Source organism: Stenotrophomonas beteli (genome assembly GCF_001431665.1).
Classification (GTDB): domain Bacteria; phylum Pseudomonadota; class Gammaproteobacteria; order Xanthomonadales; family Xanthomonadaceae; genus Stenotrophomonas; species Stenotrophomonas beteli.
Genome location: NZ_LLXV01000015.1, coordinates 20,413 through 39,698 on the forward strand (window position 1 = coordinate 20,413; position 19,286 = coordinate 39,698).

General features: G+C 65.3%; 12 protein-coding genes. 10 read left to right on the top strand and 2 right to left on the bottom strand.

The window, feature by feature from the left end:
* The first annotated feature begins 113 nt into the window (after window positions 1-113).
* From ARC23_RS02645 to ARC23_RS02680, 8 genes are all read left to right on the top strand, one after another.
* Entirely contained in the window at window positions 114-3,296 is a 3,183-nt protein-coding gene (locus tag ARC23_RS02645) for a type VI secretion system Vgr family protein (protein WP_080393001.1), read from the top strand.
* 164 nt (window positions 3,297-3,460) lie between these two features.
* Window positions 3,461-6,604: a phospholipase D-like domain-containing protein gene (locus tag ARC23_RS02650; protein WP_238985176.1), complete on the top strand. Its 3,144-nt coding sequence runs from the start codon at window positions 3,461-3,463 to the stop codon at window positions 6,602-6,604.
* Complete coding sequence (locus ARC23_RS20680; protein WP_152985189.1) at window positions 6,601-8,157, top strand: hypothetical protein; 1,557 nt, start codon at window positions 6,601-6,603, stop codon at window positions 8,155-8,157. The genes ARC23_RS02650 and ARC23_RS20680 overlap by 4 nt, the downstream gene beginning before the upstream one ends.
* Window positions 8,158-8,225: 68 nt before the next feature.
* Window positions 8,226-9,911 (top strand): phospholipase D-like domain-containing protein, encoded by a 1,686-nt coding sequence (locus ARC23_RS02660; protein ID WP_057495807.1) that lies wholly within the window; start codon window positions 8,226-8,228, stop codon window positions 9,909-9,911.
* Between the two features lie 40 nt (window positions 9,912-9,951).
* A complete protein-coding gene (locus ARC23_RS20685; protein ID WP_152985190.1) occupies window positions 9,952-11,565 on the top strand; it encodes a hypothetical protein in 1,614 nt (537 codons plus the stop codon).
* A 247-nt stretch (window positions 11,566-11,812) separates the two neighbouring features.
* Window positions 11,813-12,769 carry an HlyD family secretion protein gene (locus ARC23_RS02670; RefSeq protein ID WP_057495809.1) on the top strand — a complete coding sequence of 319 codons (957 nt, stop codon included), beginning with the start codon at window positions 11,813-11,815 and terminating at the stop codon, window positions 12,767-12,769.
* Window positions 12,770-12,789: 20 nt separating this feature from the next.
* Window positions 12,790-13,713, top strand: coding sequence for an ABC transporter ATP-binding protein (locus ARC23_RS02675; protein ID WP_057495810.1), 924 nt, complete (start codon window positions 12,790-12,792; stop codon window positions 13,711-13,713).
* The gene (locus ARC23_RS02680) at window positions 13,710-14,822 is read left to right on the top strand and encodes an ABC transporter permease (RefSeq protein ID WP_057495811.1); all 1,113 of its coding nucleotides are present in this window, start codon (window positions 13,710-13,712) and stop codon (window positions 14,820-14,822) included. The genes ARC23_RS02675 and ARC23_RS02680 overlap by 4 nt, the downstream gene beginning before the upstream one ends.
* A 57-nt stretch (window positions 14,823-14,879) precedes the next feature.
* Here ARC23_RS02680 and miaB read toward each other — a convergent pair whose 3' ends face one another.
* On the bottom strand, window positions 14,880-16,298 hold the full coding sequence (gene miaB, locus ARC23_RS02685; protein WP_057495812.1) for a tRNA (N6-isopentenyl adenosine(37)-C2)-methylthiotransferase MiaB: 1,419 nt from the start codon (window positions 16,296-16,298) through the stop codon (window positions 14,880-14,882).
* A 190-nt stretch (window positions 16,299-16,488) separates the two neighbouring features.
* On the bottom strand, window positions 16,489-17,109 hold the full coding sequence (locus tag ARC23_RS02690; protein ID WP_057495813.1) for a glutathione S-transferase family protein: 621 nt from the start codon (window positions 17,107-17,109) through the stop codon (window positions 16,489-16,491).
* 80 nt (window positions 17,110-17,189) lie between these two features.
* Between ARC23_RS02690 and ARC23_RS02695 the strand changes: the two genes are divergently transcribed.
* The gene (locus ARC23_RS02695) at window positions 17,190-18,158 is read left to right on the top strand and encodes a helix-turn-helix transcriptional regulator (protein WP_057495814.1); all 969 of its coding nucleotides are present in this window, start codon (window positions 17,190-17,192) and stop codon (window positions 18,156-18,158) included.
* 46 nt (window positions 18,159-18,204) lie between these two features.
* Window positions 18,205-19,128 carry a lytic transglycosylase domain-containing protein gene (locus ARC23_RS02700; RefSeq protein ID WP_057495815.1) on the top strand — a complete coding sequence of 308 codons (924 nt, stop codon included), beginning with the start codon at window positions 18,205-18,207 and terminating at the stop codon, window positions 19,126-19,128.
* The last annotated feature ends 158 nt before the right edge of the window (window positions 19,129-19,286 follow it).

A 19,286-nucleotide genomic window follows, 5' to 3' on the forward strand; every position in this document is an offset into this window, starting at 1 on the left:
GCGGACTGCCTGCCTGGCCGCCTCCGGAATTCCGGCGGCGGTGCGGCCAGGTGCAGGGGGAAGCAGGCAGGCAAGCCATCGCCAGGACAGGAGTGCCTGGCTCAGGAGACGTCATGGATGCTTCACAAGCGCGAGTCGCACTCGCTTCGCTGGCCGGGCTGGAGCCTGAGCGCCAGCTGCACCGTCTGCAGGCCGAGGGCCTGCCCCCGCTGCTCGTCGAGCAATGGTGGGGGCACGAGCGTCTCGGCGACGGGTTCGATTACTGGGTGGACGTGCTGCATGTGGATGCGGGCCTGCCCATCAGCGAGGGACCCGGGCGCAAGGCGACGCTGATCACCCGGCTGGACGACGGCCAGGACCATGTCCGTTGCGGTTACATCGCCGCGATGCGCCTGCTGGATACCGACGGAGGGCTGGCGCGCTACCGCCTGCACTGCGTGCCCTGGACCTGGCTGCTGGGGCATGCCCGGCACAGCCGTGTTTACCAGGCGCGCAGCGTGCGCGAGATCGTCGAGGACGTGCTGGGCGGGCATGCCGAACTGGCCCGGTGGCGCTGGAGCGATGATGCGGTGGCCGATCTGGCCGCCGCTCCCGCGCGCAGCTACTGCGTGCAGTACCGGGAATCGGACCTGGCCTTCGTGCAGCGCCTGCTGGCCGAAGAGGGGATTGCCGGTGCGTTCCATAGCGACGCTGAGGGCGCACTGATGCTTGTGCTGTTCTCCGACAGCAGCGCGCAGCCGGAAAATCCGCAGTCGGCCCGCGACGGCGGTATCCGCTTCCATCGCCATGACGGCACCGAGCAGGCCGATGCCCTGCAGGCGCTCGGTGCGCGTCGGCAGCTGGGCAGCAACCGTCTGTCGCTGGTCACCAGCGACTACAAGGGGCCGGTCGTGCGCCATGCGCAGCTGCCGTTGCAGGGCGCCGGCCACAGCCCGCGCGAAGTCTATGATCCGGCCGGTGCGCATGCGTTCGCCGACGCCGGTGATGGTCAGCGACGGGCCCGGTTGGCCGCCGAAGCCCATGAAGCCGGGTTGGGAGGATGGTGGGGGGCGGGTACTGTCCGCAGCCTGCAGGCGGGCCGGTTCATCCGCGTGCTGGCCACTGGCACCGGTTCGTTGCCGGTGATCCTGCCCACCGAGATATTCCATCATGGCTGCAATCCGCTACCGGTCGCGCAGGGGCGTGATCAGGCGCGTGCAGCGCCCCCGGCCCGCTGGCTTTCCGCCAGTGCCACCGTGCCCGGTGCCCCGCTGGAAGCAAGCCCGGCAATGGGCTATGCCAACCGGTTCCGTGGCGTCGACCAGCAGCAGCGCTGGCGTCCGGTCCTGCTCGACGGCACCGGGCAGCGCCTCAACCCGCGACCGATTGCACCGGGTCATCAGAGTGCCACCGTGGTGTCCGGCGCAGGCCGCGACGACGCCGACCTGCATGCCGACAGCCAGGGCCGGATACGGGTCCGCCTGCATCTGCAGGGGGCCTCCGATGCGGCCGCCACCTGTTGGATGCGGGTGGCGCAACGCTACGCCGGGCCGGGCGTCGGGGCGCAGTTCCTGCCCCGCGTGGGCCAGGAAGTGCTGGTGGGTTTCCTTGACGGCGACATCGACCGGCCGCTGGTGCTCGGTGCCCTCTATAACGGTCGCGGCGACGCCGGTATCGCCCCCACGCCTGCCGGGGCGGCCGCAGCGGGCAGTGACAGCGGTCTGTTCAAGCAGGCCGCCGACCACCGCCCGAGCGCGCAGGGCAACGCGGCCGGTGGCCACGCGCCAGCCTGGCATGCCATGGCCGCCGGTGACGACCAGCATCGGCATGCCGGTGCGTTGTGGGGCATCCAGTCACGGGAGTGGTCCGGCAGTGGTTACAACCGCCTGGTCTTCGACGATACCGATGCGCAGCTGCGCCTGCAGCTGGCCAGCAGCCACGCCCACAGCGAGCTGAACCTGGGGCACCTGCTGCACCAGGCCGACAACCATCGCGGTTCCCTGCGCGGTGAGGGTATGGAACTGCGCAGTGATGCCTGGGGTGCGCTGCGCGCCGAACGTGGCGCCTGGCTGAGCGCGCGCCCGCATACGGCATTGTCGCCGGCCGGCGAAGCGGTGCCCGCAGGCGCGCTGCTGCAGCAGGCCACCACGCTGGCGGCGTCCAGCCACAACGTGGCCGCCGTCCACCGCACCGTCGGCCTGGCCAGCCACGCACCGCCGGACGACAGCGCCGGGCTGGCTGGCCTGCAGCGGATTGCCCGTGCCGTCGTGCCAGGCCAGACCTATGACCAGGCCCGCTCGGGCGGCGATGGCCGCGCCACGGCCGGCAACATTCCGCACACCAGTGAACCCACACTGGGGCTGCATGGCCACGCGGGCCTGGCGATGGTCAGCGGTCAGGGCCTCCACTGGAGCAGCGCCTGCCAGGTGGCACTGGCCAGTGGCCAGCACAGCGACGCCAGCGTGGCCGGCAACGCGCGCCTGCACGCGACGCAGGCGGTTGGCATGCTGGCCGCCTGCGGGCGGGGGTTTGCCGGCGACGCAGCTTTGACCGTCGTAGCGGGGCACGCAGCGCTGGACCTCCGCGCCCAGTCCGCCGCGATCACCGTGCAGTCGCGGGCAGCGTTGCGTGCAGCCAGCGCCCAGGCCGCAGTCGAACTGGCCGCGCCGCGCACCCTGCATATCGCCACCGCCGGTGGCGCCAGCCTCACCCTGGAGGGCGGCAACCTGGTGGTGAACTGTCCCGGCACCATCACGGTGCATGCCGGGCAGAAATCCTTCGTCGGGCCTGCGCAGCTCAGCTACGCGCTGCCGGACATGCCGACCAGTACCCTCAGCGAGCAGATTCCGAAGCTGGCCTTCCGCCTGCAGGACATTCCAGGCCCTCAGGGGCATCCGCTGGCAGGCCAGCCCTGGAAGATCGTGCGTACCCGCCAGGCGCTGGACGAGGACATGCGTGATGGCGCGCTGGTACCGGGCAACTGGGCCGAGACCCTTGCCGAAGGCCAGGCTGACGAGCAGGGCGACGTCAGCCTCGATGACACCCTGTGCGCGAAGATCTGGAACGATGCCGGCCGGTTCCCGGGGCGCCTGTTCCTGGTGCATGGGATCGACGTGATTCCCCTGCGGCGTCCGCGCCCCTACAGCAGTTCGCCGGGTGTGCGCGCCACCATGGACACGCTCGAAGCGATCAACTACGGCAAAACCCTGGCCGACCTTCCCGATGATGCGGCGCTGCATGCCTACCGGCAGCGCGCCGAATACGAATTCCAGTCGCTTGTCGACGCCGACCCGGCCCAGCGCAAGGAGATCCAGTGATGGCAGACGGCACCAAGCTGGGCAGCGTCCCGCATACCGCATTGACCTGCCTGGATGGGCAGAAGGGCACCACCAGCGGTGATTACTACGCGCCACCGGACCGCCAGTTCGCGCCGGTGCGGGGCGGCAACAAGGTCGACGCCTATACCGACGGCCGTTCGGCGATGAAGGCGATGGCCGATGCCATCCGCGGCGCGCAGAAGTTCATCTTCATCGCCGACTGGCAGATGAACTTCGACACCGAGCTGGACAGCCGCGGCGGTGGCCATGCCAGCCGCCTGAGCGAACTGTTGTTCGACGCCATCAACCAGCGTGGCGTGGACGTGCGCGTGCTGCTCTACGACAGTGTCGAGGCGGCGGCCTATACGCACGAAAACGAGGCGCGCACGGCCCTGTACAAGATGCAGGATGCCAACACGCCGGGGCAGGTGCAGGTCGGCCTGCACAACCCGGCCACCGGCCGAACCGATGCCTTCAACATCGCCTTCTCGCACCACCAGAAGATCCTGGTGGTGGACGGGAAGATCGGCTTCGTCGGCGGCCTGGACATCGCCCACGGGCGCTGGGACGACGGCAACTTCGACGTCGTCTGCGACCCGGCATTGCATGTGCTCAATGACCACTACAACAACTGCCTGAGCAAGTTTCGGGGCATGACCAGGGCTGAGCAGGACCTGACCCTGGACAAGCCCGATACCAGCCCGGACGCGGCCGGCCGTGTCCGCCCCGGCTTTGCCCAGGCATACGTGCCGGGCCTGGCCATCGCGCTGGACCGGATGAAGGCGCAGTGGGATGCCGGCGCCGCACTGGCCGAACTGCAGGACTATGCGAACAAGCTGGGCGTTCCCGACGCATTGGAGCGCGAAGGCATCCGCAAGCTCGCCGAAATGGTCATTCCGGGCATGGAAGAAGCCGTCAAGGTACAGCGTTCGGTCGCCAAGACCTTCCTGGCCATCCAAGGGTGGTTGACCGAGATCGAAAAGGAATACGCCGACGTCATCGCCGCCTCCAACCGGGCTGCCGACGAGGCGGTCAAGCTGAACGTCGGCGAGGCGGCCGCCGCCGCCGGGCGAGCAGTGGAAGGCTTCACGAAGATCCAGGCGAAGAAGTTCGGCGAGTGGGTCGACGAGCGCAAGGCCGCCATCAAGGACGCCATTCTGGGCCCGATCAAGACGGCCACCACGGTGGCCGGATACGTGCGCGATCCTGACTCGCTGGTCAAGGATGCCAAGACCAAGTACGCCGAGATCGAGAACAAGTTCAACAAGGCCAAGCAGGCATGGGAATCGCTGGTGAAGTGGATCAACGAGCCGGTGGATCGCATCCAGCGGCTGCTTGACAGCGGCCGCCAGCCGCGCATGCCGTGGCAGGACGTGCACGCGCGCCTGCAGGGCCCGGCGGTGTTCGATATCTGCCGCAACTTCATGCACCGCTGGAACGCGATGGTCTGGCAGAACCAGCGTGGCGACCGTGAAATCGGCACGGCGGTGCGCAAGGTCCTGAACCGCGGCATCCGGGGTGCCAACGACTGGACAGGCGCTGGCCTGCCGGAGCAGACCACACTGGCACGTGGCATGGAGCTGACGCCGTTGAGCGATCAATGGCTTCAGTCGATGGGCGGCATGCAGGCGTTGTTCGGTGACCTGACCCAGCCGGGTACGGCCGGCGACGTCAGCGTACAGATCGTGCGGTCCTCGGGTACGGCATTGCATGCGCTGGAGAAGACGGGGTGCAAGGAATTCGGCCTGAACCTGGATGATGCCAGTTGCCTGCAGCCGTACTGGGAGCGCAACCAGCCGATGCACTCCGTCCTCGATGCGATGGTCAACTGCATCGCCTCGGCACGTGCATTTGTCTACCTCGAGACCCAGTTCCTGATTTCGGACTGTGGCTGGTCCGACGCCGAGGCCGGCAGGGCAGTGGAGACGGCGATCAAGGGCGGCGAACGGCGGCCCATGACCGAAGCGGAGAAGAAGAAGGTCGGCTACGTCGACAAGGGCGTGGCCATGAGTGGGCCCATCGGCAAAACCGGCGTCGTGCAGGACCTGGTGAAGCGCAAGCAGGGCGTGAAGTCGGCCGCCAGCAACCCGCTGGTGGCGGCCATCGCCGCGCGCATCCGCCGCGCCATCGTGGCCGGGCAGGGCTTCCATGTGTACATCACCTTGCCCGTGCATCCAGAAGGCAGCCTGTTCGACGGTGCCGTGCTGAAGCAGCAGTACTGGGTGCAGCAGACCCTGCTGCGCGGCGACCGCAGCCTGATCCGTAGCATCTGCCGTTCACTGATCGCGCGCGACAAGGATATCCGCGAGGCGAGCGTGGAAGAGGCCGACCTGCAGGCAGAGGTAAAGGCAGGGCGCTGGAAGGAATACCTGTCGGTAATGAACCTGAGAAGTTATGGGGTCCTGGCCGACATCAACCATAAGAACCACTACGCACCGCATACGATCGGCGCCGACCAGGCCACCCCCTTGTACGTGGTGACCGAGCAGTGTTACGTACACTCCAAGCTGCTGATCGTGGACGACGCCGTGGCCATCATTGGAAGTGCGAACTGCAACGACCGCAGCCTGCTGGGCACGGGTGACACCGAGATCGCCGCAGTGATCGTGGATGGTGCGGCCAAGTCGATGGACCTGGGCAATGGCTTGCAGGTGATAACCCGGAAGTTTGCGCGGGATCTGCGGATGAAGCTTTGGAGGAAGTTCTTGGGGGAGGAGATTCAAGAGCTGCCGGAGAAAAAGAAGAGGCCGTACTCTGCAGTTGGAGCCGCGGGGACGTATCTGCCTTGGTTCCTTATGGCAGATCCAGTTCAGCAGATCGAGCAGCCGGCGAGCACCAGAACTTGGCGGCGGATCAGGGAGATTGCTGACGCCAATTCGGATGCCTATCAGCATGTCTTCACCAATGTCCCACGCGATTCGTTCCCCCGCTATGATTCCGTGTTCCATGGGTTCCCCTCAGCAGGCCTGAGTGACAAGGGACACGTCAAGCGCATGTTGTATGCGCAACCACCTGACCTGCAACCAGACTTCATGCAGGAGCCTAGTGTTGAGAAGGACTATGTGACCAGTGCCGTCGGTCGGCATGATGTTCTCAAGGCGACTGACTTCCTCAAGGGCGAGCCGGGAAGTCCGCGAATTAAGGGCTTTTGGGTCACCATGCCGCTGCTTTGGGGGAGCAACATGGACGATCCGGCTGCCACGATGCCGAGCGAGATCATTGCAGCTATGCCTGTTCAGGGTGATAGGCCAAGTGAATTGGCATACTCGATTCGACATGCTGCCTTGAGTCAAGGAGAAAAGGTGTGAGTGAGTATTTGCTGCTGAAAGCGCTGATTGCGGTGAGTGCTCTGTGCGCCGTCCAAGTTGCGCATGCAGATTGCAGTCCAATAAATGAAAGCGACGCCCGTTTTCAAGGTAACGGTATGGTGGTCAAGTTTACGCCGTGGTCGGCTGGTGGGGGAGATGCGGTGGGCGCCAGTCTCAGTCGCGCGAACGAGGTGGCACCTTACATAAGGATCAGGACCGGTCCTGACTTGGCTAAATTGAAAAATGAGCCATTCGACTCGAATGGCGGTTCGGTCTACTACTTGGAAGCAAGTGGCCAAGGGCAGCGGATCTGCCGTGCTGAGGAATGGAGGCGGCGTGAGTCCAAGCTGATTAATGATGCGCCTGCACAAAGCCTGCATTCTGCAGTCAAGCCGCTGTATCCGTACTTTGAACTGCATAAGGTGCACGAGCTTGATTACGATGTGTCAGGTCAATTGACATCGATTCGGCGGATCGACACGTCGGGCCGTAAGGTCACAACGTTCTGTGCGCTCTACGACGAAAATGGTCGCGTAGAGGTGGCAAATGAGAGCTCTGGGTTGATCGTCTCGGAAGATCCGGATTTTCAGTGCGCGGAGCTTCGAAATAAGCCTGTAAGTGAAGTTACAAGATATTTTTCTTATCGGTCTGATGGATTCCTGGCTTTGGATATGACCAAGAGGGCTACTCGCAAGCTTGGAGAGAGCGCAGAGCAAGAGGATGTCGACTTCGGAACCGAGGCCACGGATGGTGCCTGGTACGCTCAAGGAGATTATTACTTTAACGGTGCCAACTTCCACCACCGCGTTGGTGCATCGTTCCAGATGAGTGACAAACGCGGGCTTACCGGTATTCAGAGTAAATCCTTTGCCATCGCTTCGTCCGACGCCACGCCCATCTTTGAGCAACGCAGTCGAGATGAGGGTAAGGAGTTGAACTATACCTTCCCTGGAGAGCGTGTATCTCCAGATGTGTTGAAGGGGCAGTTTGATGGCGTGATTGCCTATACGCGTGTTCGTGAGTATTTCCACCGCACTGGACAGCGCGTCTTTGAGATTTTCGCGCCCGGCGCGAAGCACCCCCGCGAACGCCAGTGGCGCACGCTGGACCTGAATCGTCAGGAAAACTACGACGCAAATGGCAAGCTCACGCGGGTGATCCTGTCCGGTCCGGTATCCGATGGCGGCGGCTATACCGAGAACCTGCGCGCCTACGCCGAGAAGGGCGTCTTGAAGCTCACGCCTCTCACCAATGGCTACAGCTCTTACCGCGTGTACGACTACGACGCTGCCGGCAAAGAGACCCTGTCGTTCGTGTGCTGGCGCTACGAAGTCTCGACCAACAAGCCCTACGCCCATTTCCCCTGGTGGGAGCCCGATCCCCGTCCCAAGCGCAGCCGTGAAGCCGAACTGCAGTACGGCAGGACGCAGGTGGGCACGCGGTGTGGCACACCAGACGGGAAAATGGTCGTGGAAGGTATGGGTCCGGTGAAGAAGCTGATGGAAACCAGGTACGGTTTTGGGACGACCAAGCTGGGGTTGCCGGGCGAGTAGGACGGGACTTCTATCCCGAACTCGTAACAGGCGCTGGCCTGCCGGAGCAGACCACACTGGCACGTGGCATGGAGCTGACGCCGTTGAGCGATCAATGGCTGCAGTCGATGGGCGGCATGCAGGCGTTGTTCGGTGACCTGACCCAGCCGGGTACGGCCGGCGAGGTCAGCGTACAGATCGTGCGGTCCTCGGGTACGGCATTGCATGCGCTGGAGAAGACGGGGTGCAGGGAATTCGGCCTGAACCTGGATGATGCCAGTTGCCTGCAGCCGTACTGGGAGCGCAACCAGCCGATGCACTCCGTCCTCGATGCGATGGTCAACTGCATCGCCTCGGCACGTGCATTTGTCTACCTCGAGACCCAGTTCCTGATTTCGGACTGTGGCTGGTCCGACGCCGAGGCCGGCAGGACAGTGGAGACGGCGATCAAGGGCGGCGAGCGGTGGCCCATGACCGAAGCGGAGAAGAAGAAAGTCGGCTACGTCGACAAGGGCGTGGCCATGAGTGGGTCCATCGGCAAAACCGGCGTCGTGCAGGACCTGGTGAAGCGCAAGCAGGGCGTGAAGTCGGCCGCCAGCAACCCGCTGGTGGCGGCCATCGCCGCGCGCATCCGCCGCGCCATCGTGGCCGGGCAGGGCTTCCATGTGTACATCACCTTGCCCGTGCATCCAGAAGGCAGCCTGTTCGACGGTGCCGTGCTGAAGCAGCAGTACTGGGTGCAGCAGACCCTGCTGCGCGGCGACCGCAGCCTGATCCGTAGCATCTGCCGTTCACTGATCGCGCGCGACAAGGATATCCGCGAGGCGAGCGTGGAAGAGGCCGACCTGCAGGCAGAGGTGAAGGCAGGGCGCTGGAAGGAATACCTGTCGGTAATGAACCTGAGAAGCTATGGGGTCCTGGCCGACATCAACCATAAGAACCACTACGCACCGCATACGATCGGCGCCGACCAGGCCACCCCCTTGTACGTGGTGACCGAGCAGTGTTACGTACACTCCAAGCTGCTGATCGTGGACGACGCCGTGGCCATCATTGGAAGTGCGAACTGCAACGACCGCAGCCTGCTGGGCACGGGTGACACCGAGATCGCCGCAGTGATCGTGGATGGTGCGGCCAAGTCGATCGACCTGGGCAATGGCTTGCAGGTGATAACCCGGAATTTTGCGCGGGATCTGCGGATGAAGCTCTGGAGGAAGTTCCTGGGGGAGGAGATTGAGGATGTCCCTGGAAAGCTGCAAGGGTATACCGCCGTTGAGGGCAACCCGAATCATCCTCCTTTCCGGAAAAAGTCGTCGCTTGTAGACGTTGGAAAGCCTGCGTCTGGGGCAACTTGGAAGAAGGTGCAAGAGATCGCTGAGTTCAATGCTTCGCTATATCAGCGTGTGTTTCCCAATGTGCCGCGAGACGCAATGAGTCGCTACGATGCAGTTTTCAGTGGCTTTCCGTCGGTAGGTTTGGTCGACGATGGAAGCAAGGTGGGCCGGATGCTCTATGCGCAGCCCTCAGATCCTTCGCCAGAGTTCATGCGTGAAGTGAGTGAAGTCGCCAACGCACGTACGTTGAAGGTAGGGCGTCACAATGTGGAGAAGGTGATGTCACTGCTGGGTCCCAGCAACTTGGAGGGCGGTTTGAAGGGATTCTGGGTGGCAATGCCTTTGATGTGGGGACATGGTATGGACGATCCGGCGGCTCTGATGCCAGCGGAGATCACGCGAACGTGCTTGTTCCAGCGGGTCCAGCATCGGATACGCTGATGGCAAGTCGCCAAGACGGTAACGACGAAGGGCATCAGGCATGAAAGTTGGATGGATATCAGCAACATTACTTGTAGTCGGCACGCTCGCCGTCAGCGCAACTGTTCGCGCTGCTTGTAACGATGCTGAAGCTCCTTTGGTGGCGCCTGCAGCCGGAATGGAAATGCGGCTATCGCCATCAAGCGCAGGAAGGGTCACTTACCGGCTTCCAAGGATCACCGAGAGCAGGAAAGTGAGTCTTCCGGAAATTGTGCCGGAAGCTTCTCTGGTCCATAACAGAGGTTTCGATCGGGATGGTGGGCAGATCATCTATCTTGAATCGGATGGTAAGGGCGGGAAGCGTGTCTGCCGGGTTGAGAACTGGGCAGAAAGATCGGTAGCAGATGCAGGTGCGTCCTCTCCAGCGGGGAAGGAGTTGCCACCAGAAAACCCTGTTCTGAAGAAGGTTTTTCCCTACTTCTACCTCGATGAAGTCCGTGCATATTCCTACGATTCAGCGGGTCGGCTGGGGGAAGTCCGGTTGTCCCGACCGATGTTTCATGGCGGGCGGGAGGAAAGTGTCCGGGACTTCTATCGAATGAATGTTGCAGAGGCCTGTGTTCAGTATGACAACGCTGGTCGCGTGATCATGGTTTCTGGGTCGCCGGGGGCGGAGGCGTCATTGAAGTCCGGTTTCCAATGCTCAGATCTCAGCATGGAAGCGGTGCCATCTCAGGTCACAGCGTACTCCTACTATCCAGATGATCGCGTTGAAGTCATGGATATACGCAAGCCGGATTTAACTTCTGCGCAGAAGAGCGGGCCGCTCGCTCTGCCTGTGGGCGGCGACGAGCACAATGGCGCTTGGTCTGGGCAGGGGGTGGTCTACTTGAAGGACGGCGGCGCTGATCAGATTCTTCGTGAAGTTCACTTCGACTCGAACGAGAAGCATGGATTGGTTCGCTTGAAGAGCTATTCGGCAACCATCGCTCCCTTCGACATGTCACCGGTTTTTTCGCAGAGAGCCTCCAGGCAGGGCGAGGTGCTTCGCTACACGTTTCCCGCCGAGGCTGTACCTTTGAGTGCTGCAGGTGCGCAGTTCAGCGGCATTGGTGGCTACACACGTGTGCGCAGTTATCAGCATCGCTCAGGGAGCGAGATCTATGAGATCTTTGCTCCCGGCGCGAAGCACCCGCGCGAACGCCAGTGGCGCACGCTGGATCTGAATCGTCAGGAAAACTACGACGCAAATGGCAAGCTCACGCGGGTGATCCTGTCCGGTCCGGTATCCGATGGCGACGGCTATACCGAGAACCTGCGCGCCTACGCCGAGAAGGGCGTCTTGAAGCTCACGCCGCTCACCAGCGGTTACAGCTCTTACCGCGTGTATGACTACGACGCTGTCGGCAAAGAGACCCTGTCGTTCGTATGCTGGCGCTACGAAGTCTCGACCAACAAGCCCTACGCCCATTTCCCCTGGTGGGAGCCCGATCCCCGTCCCAAGCGCAGCCGTGAAGCCGAACTGCAGTACGGCAGGACGCAGGTGGGCACGCGGTGTGGCACACCAGACGGGAAAATGGTCGTGGAAGGTATGGGTCCGGTGAAGAAGCTGATGGAAACCAAATACGGCTTCGGTACCACGAAGCTTGGGTTCCCAGGTGAAGAGAAGGATTGACCGGCCCCTGTCGCTGTGCGGTCCCTCCTGCCGCCGGCGCACGTTCCACTGCCAGGCGAGCAATCCGGCCATCCCCTGCCGCTTTTCCACACCGGCTGTGGAATGATGCCGAATCAACCTGTGGATAGGTGGACCAGACCCTGACGGCACAAGACCTGTCACGGCGTGGTGAAAAAACCGCCAGGGCGGATCGGCATCATCGCGGGTGCACGGGGCCGATGGCACCGTAGCGCCGTCGCTGGAGGGGATGGTCATGGGCAACGGCATGCGTGGGTTCGGACTGGTGGGCCTGGCCCTGTTGGCAGGCTGCGGCCAGGCGCCACCGACCGCGCTGGGAACGCTGGAATGGGACCGGATCACCGTGCCGGCCCCGGCGGCCGAAGTGATTGCAGCGGTGGAGGTGCGCGAAGGCCAGCAGGTCAACGCCGGCACCGTGCTGATGCAGCTGGACCCGGCCCGGGGCGATGCACAGTTCGCCGCCGCACAGGCCGACACCGCGCGTGCGCAGGCGCAGTTGGAGGAACTGAAGATCGGTCCGCGCCAGGAGCAGATCGCGCAGGCCCGGGCGCAGCTGACCGCATTGCGCGCGCAGGCCGTCGAGGCCAGTGCGTACTACCGACGCGTACAGCCACTGGCGCGCCAGCGCCTGATCGCGGCCGCCGAGCTGGACCGTGCGCGGGCCGCCGCCGGCAACGCTGAGGCCAGCGTGCGTGCCGCCGAACAGGCCTGGTTGCAGTTGGTGCACGGCAACCGCGCGCAGGATATCGCCCAGGGCCAGGCGGCCGCCGATGCTGCGCAGGCACAGCAGGTGGTGCAGGCCGTGAACCTGCAGAAGCTGCAGTTGCGCGCGCCCCGCGACGGGGTGGTCGATGCCTTGCCCTACCGGCAAGGCGACCAGGCCCCGGTGGGCGCCCCGCTGGCGGTAATGCTGGTCGGCGAGCGTCCCTATGCACGCGTCTATCTGCCGCAGCCATTGCGCCTGCAGGTCAAGGTCGGGCAGGCCGCGCAGGTGCATCTGGAAGGGCGGGGCGCGGCACTGAAGGGGCATGTGCGTTCGATCCGCAGCGAGCCGTCGTTCACCCCCTACTACGCGCTGACCGGCGATGACGTCGCGCGCCTGAGCTACCTGGCCGAGATCGAGGTGGATGAGACCGCCGACATGCAGAAGCTCCCGGCGGGGCTGCCGGTGCGGGTGAGCTTCTGAACACCGGCGACGACATCGCGGTGCATGCACAAGGCCTGACGCGCCGCTTTGGCGATCTGCTGGCCGTGGACAACGTCGACCTGACGGTACCGCGTGGCCAGGTCTACGGTTTTCTGGGGCCCAACGGCTCGGGCAAGTCGACCACGATCCGCATGCTATGCGGCCTGCTGGAGCCGAGTGCCGGGCAGATCGAGGTGCTGGGCCTGTCGGTGCCGGAGCAGGCCGAGGCGCTGCGCCGCCGCATCGGCTACATGACCCAGCGCTTTTCGCTGTACGAAGACCTGTCGGTGCGCGAGAACCTGGAGTTCCTTGCCGCCATCCAGGACCTGCCGCGTGCGCAGGCCCGGCAGCGCGTCGATGTGCTGCTGCAGCAGTATCGCCTGCAGGATCGCCAGCCACAGTTGGCCGGTACGCTCAGCGGCGGGCAGAAGCAGCGCCTGGCCCTGGCCGGTGCCGTGGTGCACGCGCCCGAGCTGCTGTTCCTGGACGAGCCGACCAGTGCGGTCGATCCGGAGTCGCGCCGCGATTTCTGGGAGGCGCTGTTCGAACTGGCCGATGCCGGCACCACGGTGCTGGTCTCGACCCACTACATGGACGAGGCCGAGCGCTGCCACCGGCTGGCGATCCTGGATCGCGGCGCGCTGGTGGCCGATGGCACGCCGGCTGAACTGTGCACGCGGTTGCAGGGACGCACGCTGCAGGTCACGTCCTCGCAGCCACGCCAGGCCAGTCGGGCGCTGGCCGAACTGCCCGGCGTGCTGAGCGTGGCGCAGATCGGCACGCAGCTGCGTGTGCTGTGCAGTGAACATGCCGCCGACCTGACCGCATTGCAGCGCGCCTTGGCCAGTGCCGATCCGCGGGCGCGCATCGCAGCGGTGGCGCCGAACCTGGAAGACGTTTTCGTCGCCGCTACCCGTGGCCGCGGCCGGGAGCCGGCCGCATGAACCTGCGCCGGCTGTGGGCGATCATGCTCAAGGAGTTGCGCCAGCTGCGCCGTGACCGCATCACGCTGGCGATGATCGTCGGCATTCCGGTGATGCAGCTGCTGCTGTTCGGTTATGCGATCAATCTCAACCTGCGCCACCTGGATGCGGGGATTGCCGACCAGGCCAACAGCGCAGCCTCACGCGCGCTGGTGCAGGACATGGTCGCCACCGGTGTGATCACCCCACGCAGCGAAGCCTACAGTCCGGACCAGCTGATGCAGGCGCTGCGCCGCGGCGAGATCAGCGTCGGCATCGTGGTGCCGGCAGATTTCGAGCGTCGCCGTTTTGATGGGCGTGATGCGGTACAGGTGCTGGTCGATGGCAGCGACACCGTGGTGCAGAGCGCGGCGATCCAGCTGGCGCAGGTGCCGCTCGACACGCGCCCGACCAGCAATACACGGCCGCTGCGTGAAGGCAGCATCGCCAGTGGCCAGATCAGCGTGACCAGCTTCTACAACCCGCAGCGGCGCTCAGCGGTGAACATCGTGCCGGGGCTGATCGGGGTGATCCTGACCATGACCCTGGTGATGTTCACGGCGGTAGCGGTAGTGCGCGAACGCGAGCGCGGCAACATGGAACTGCTGATTGCCACGCCGGTCTCGCGCAGCGAACTGATGGTGGGCAAGGTGCTGCCCTATGCAGCCATTGGCCTGCTGCAGACCACGCTGGTGCTGGTCCTGGGCACCTGGCTGTTCCAGGTGCCGATCCGCGGCAGCCTGCTGGACATCTACCTGGCCGCAGTGCTGCTGGTGCTGGCCAACCTGGCGCTGGGCCTGTTGATCTCCACGCGCGCGCGCTCGCAGTTCCAGGCGATGCAGATGACGCTGTTCCTGTTCCTGCCGTCGATCCTGCTGTCCGGCTTCATGTTCCCGTTCGCCGGCATGCCACGGCCGGTGCAGTGGCTGGCCGAAGTGCTGCCGCTGACCCACTTCCTGCGCCTGGTGCGCGGCATCATGCTGCGCGGTGCTTCGCTGTGGGAGCTGTGGCACGACGCGCTGGCGCTGCTGGCCTTCATCGTGGTGATGATGACCCTGGCGATCCTGCGTTTCCGCAAGCGCCTGGACTGAAGAGGGTCGGGGTCGGATCCCCGCAGGGGCTCCGACCCTCTTTACCGACCCGGAGACTTACTCCGCCACCACGCGCGCGCGCAGCGAGTTGGTCAGCGCTTCGGTAATGACCACATCCACGAACTGGCCGATCAGGCGCGCCGGCGCCGGGAAGTTCACCGACCGCATGTTCTCGGTCTTGCCGGTCAGCTCGTTCGGGTTCTTGCGCGAAGGACCTTCCACCAGCACGGTCTGCACGGTACCAACCATCTTCTCGGAAATGCCGGCGGCGTGCGCATTGATCCGTTCCTGCAGGCGCGACAGGCGCGCGTGCTTCTCGGCATCGCTGATCGTGTCCTCCAGGTCGGCCGCCGGGGTGCCCGGGCGGCGCGAATAGATGAAGGAGAAACTGTGGTCGAAGCCGATGTCCTCGATCAGCTTCATGGTTTTCTCGAAATCGGCATCGGTTTCGCCGGGGAAGCCGACGATGAAGTCCGAGCTGATCGAGATGTCCGGGCGCACGGCACGCAGCTTGCGGATCTTCGACTTGAATTCCAGCGCGGTGTAGCCGCGCTTCATCGCCGACAGTATGCGGTCGCTGCCGGCCTGCACCGGCAGGTGCAGGAAGTTGGCCAGCTGCGGCACGTCGCGGAACGCGTCGATCAGCGAATCGCTGAACTCCAGCGGATGCGAGGTGGTGAAACGGATGCGGCCGACGCCGTCGATCTCGGCGATGGTGCGGATCAGCAGGCCGAGGTCGGCGAACTCACCGTCGCCATAGGGGCCGCGATAGGCATTGACGTTCTGGCCGAGCAGGTTGATCTCGCGCACGCCCTGCGCGGCCAGCTGGGCCACTTCCACCACCACATCCTCGAACGGGCGGCTGACCTCGGTGCCGCGGGTGTAGGGCACCACGCAGAACGAGCAGTACTTGGAACAGCCTTCCATGATCGACACGAACGCCGAGGCGCCTTCGGCGCGCGGCTCCGGCAGGCGGTCGAACTTCTCGATCTCGGGGAAGCTGATGTCCACCTGCGGGCGCTTCTGCTCGCGGCGGGCGCGGATCAGTTCCGGCAGCCGGTGCAGGGTCTGCGGGCCGAACACCAGGTCCACGAACGGCGCACGCTTGATGATCGCCTCGCCTTCCTGCGAGGCGACGCAGCCGCCGACGCCGATGATGACCTCGCGGCCCTTGTTCTTCAGGCCCTTCCACACGCCCAGCTGGCTGAACACCTTTTCCTGCGCCTTTTCGCGGATGGAGCAGGTGTTGACCAGGATGACGTCGGCGTCGTCCGGGCTGTCGGTCAGTTCCAGGCCATCGCTGGCGGCAAGCACGTCGGCCATCTTGGCCGAGTCGTACTCGTTCATCTGGCAACCGTGGGTCTTGATGTACAGCTTGCCTTTCACCTGGTCGGGCTTGCGCGGACCGGCGGGCAGGGCAACGAGCGGGGTACCGCCCGGCGTGGCGGGCGGAAAGACGTCTGGCGTCCCGGTCATGGCGCTTAATCCATTCGGGTGGCGGGAAAGCCGGCAATTCTACCCGCATCCCGTGCCACCCGCCGCGCCCGTGTAGCGCCGGGCCCACGCCCGGCTGCTTTCCCCGCGTGCCAAGGGGCCGCCAGGCATCGCCTGGCTCTACTGAAACCAGCCGAGCGTGGGCTCGGCTCTACAAACCGATCGGCGCTCCTTATGCCGCCGCCAGCTCCGCGTCGATCTGCCGCGAACGGTCGAACGCCGTCATCGCGCTCATCCGTTCGATGTAGGCGGCGGTCGCCGGTGCCGGCTGCACCAGGCCAAAGGCCGTGGTCCAGGCCAGCGCATTGCCCCACAGCACGTCGGCGGCACTCATGGTCTCGCCCAGCAGGTACGGGCCCTGCGCCAGCTGGGCCTCGATCACCTGCAGCACGGTCTCGGCATCGTTGTAGGGCGACATCAGGCGCGGCGGCGGCTCGCGGTGCATCGCCTTGTCGATCATTGCCGGTTCGAAGCACGCGCCGTAGAACGCCATCCAGCGCAGGTAGGGGCCGCGCAGGGCATCGCCGATCGGCGGCGCCAGCCCGGCTTCCGGGTACAGGTCGGCCAGATACAGGTAGATCGCCACCTGCTCGGTGACCAGTGCACCGTTGTGGACGATGGCCGGCACCTTGCCCATCGGGTTGATGGCCAGGTAGGCCGGGGCCAGGTTGGCGCCGGCCTTCAGGTCCAGCACCTGCATGCGGTAGTCGGCACCGAGCGCTTCGAGCAGGGCCACCGCGCCGCTGGAGCGGGATCGGGCGGCGTGGTACAGGGTGATCTGGCGTGAGGTCATGGCAGTGCTCCTTGCGTTGGGTGGTGAACTGGAGGCCATCGTGGGGCACTATTGAGGACGACTTCTGTCCTCGATCCTTCATGCGCCATACCGCCCATCGCCTGTTGCGCCTGATCGCCCTGCTGCAGGCCCGCCGCCAGTGGTCCGGGGCCGAACTGGCCGAGCGCATGGGCGTGGACCGGCGCAGCATCCGCCGCGACATCGAGCGCCTGCGCGAACTCGGTTATCCGGTGCAGGCCTCGGCCGGGGTCGGCGGCGGCTATCAGCTTGGGGCGGGTGCACCGGTGCTGCCGATGCTGCTGGACGAGGAGGAAGCGACCACCCTGGCCATTGCCCTGCGCGCGGCCTCGGCCACCGTCGCCGGCATCGATGACACCGCGCGCGGGCTGCTGTCCAAGCTCGACCCGCTGGTGCCGACCCGCCGCCGCCAGCAGGCCGGGGAGGTGCACGCCGCCACCGCAACCCTGTCCGAACTGCCGGCCACCGACGCACGCCTGCTTGGCCGCCTGGCCCAGCATTGCCGGCAGGCGTCGCGGCTGGCTTTCGAGTACCGCAGCGCGCAGGACGCGGTGACCCAGCGCGAGGTCGAAGCCCAGCATCTGGTCAACTATGGCCGCCGCTGGTACCTGCTGGCCTGGGATCTGGGCCGCCAGGACTGGCGCACCCTGCGCGTGGACCGGATGGGAGCGGTGCGCGAATGCACCGAGCCGGGCCTGCATCGGCGCACCCCGGCTCCGCCGGACGTGATGGTGCGGCAGGCGGTCAGCCAGGCACCGTTCGCGTTGCAGGCCATCGTGCGCCTGGCCGGCAGCCATTCCGAGCTGGAGGGCCACATCCCGCCCTGGTGCGGGGTACTGGAGGCCGACGGCGCGGAGCATTGCCTGCTGCGGATGGGGGCCGAGAGCCGCGGCATGATGCTGGCGCAGATCCTCAGCCTGGACCGCGTACCGGTGGCACTGTGGACGACGCCGCCCGGCCTGCGTGAGGAACTGGCGGAACGGCTGGCCGGGCTGGGGCAGGTGCTGGCTGTGCGGCCGGTCACAGGCTGAGCCGCGTGGCTTGGCAAGTTCCGGCGAAGCTGGGACACTCGCCGCCATGAAGGGGATACTGGGGACAACGGCGATCATCATCGCTGCGCTGACCGCTGCGCCGGCCAGCGCCGGAACCCTGTTCAAGTGCCAGGGCGCCGATGGCGTCACCAGCTATGTCAGCAAGCGCGTGGCCGGGGCCCGCTGCAGCACCATCAGCTACAGCCGCGACACCCGCCCGGCGCCGCGTCCCATGATGGCGGCGCCGAAACCGGCGGCGACCCTGGTGGCCAGCATCGAGCGCAACCCGGTCGCGGTCACCGCCAGTGCCGCCGCGCCGGCCGTGGCCGCACCGACGCCGACGCCGACGCCCGCCGCAGCACCCGCGCCGGCAGCGTCACGCGGCGGACGCATGGTCAGTGGCCAGGTCTATTCCTTCATGAAGGATGGCGTGCGCCACTACACCAGCGCACGCCCGACCCAGGTCGCCAACCTCGGCCCGGTGCGCACCATCCGCTACAGCTTCATGGAGCGCTGCTATGCCTGCGGGGTCAACCCGCGGGTCGACTTCGGCACGGTACGCCTGAACACCACCGCGTTCCACAGCGAGATCAGCTCGGCCGCACGCGAGTTCGGCGTGGACGAGGCAGTGGTGCGCGCGATCATCCATGCCGAGTCGGCCTACAACCCGACCGCGCTCAGCCGCGCCGGCGCGCAGGGCCTGATGCAGTTGATGCCGCCCACTGCCGCGCGGTTCGGCGTAAGCGATTCCTACGACGCCGGGCAGAACATCCGCGGTGGCGTGCAGTACCTGGCCTGGTTGTTGAAGCGCTTCAACGGCGATCTGACCCTGGCCGCAGCGGGTTACAACGCAGGTGAGGGCGCGGTCGACCGCCATGGTGGCGTACCGCCCTACAGCGAGACCCAGTACTACGTGCGCCGGGTCGGCCAGCTGGCCGAGCGTTATCGCACCGCCCTGAGTCACCAGTAGGTGCCGACCGGGTAGGTGCCGACTGTTGGTCGGCACTCCTTGCAGAGAGCGTTGTGTGGCGCGCGACGGTTCCGCTACACTCGGCCAAGATTCAATGCGGCTCTGGCCCCCACCGGATCCGCTGGCAGCCTTAAAGCTACCTAATCAATATCGGAGTG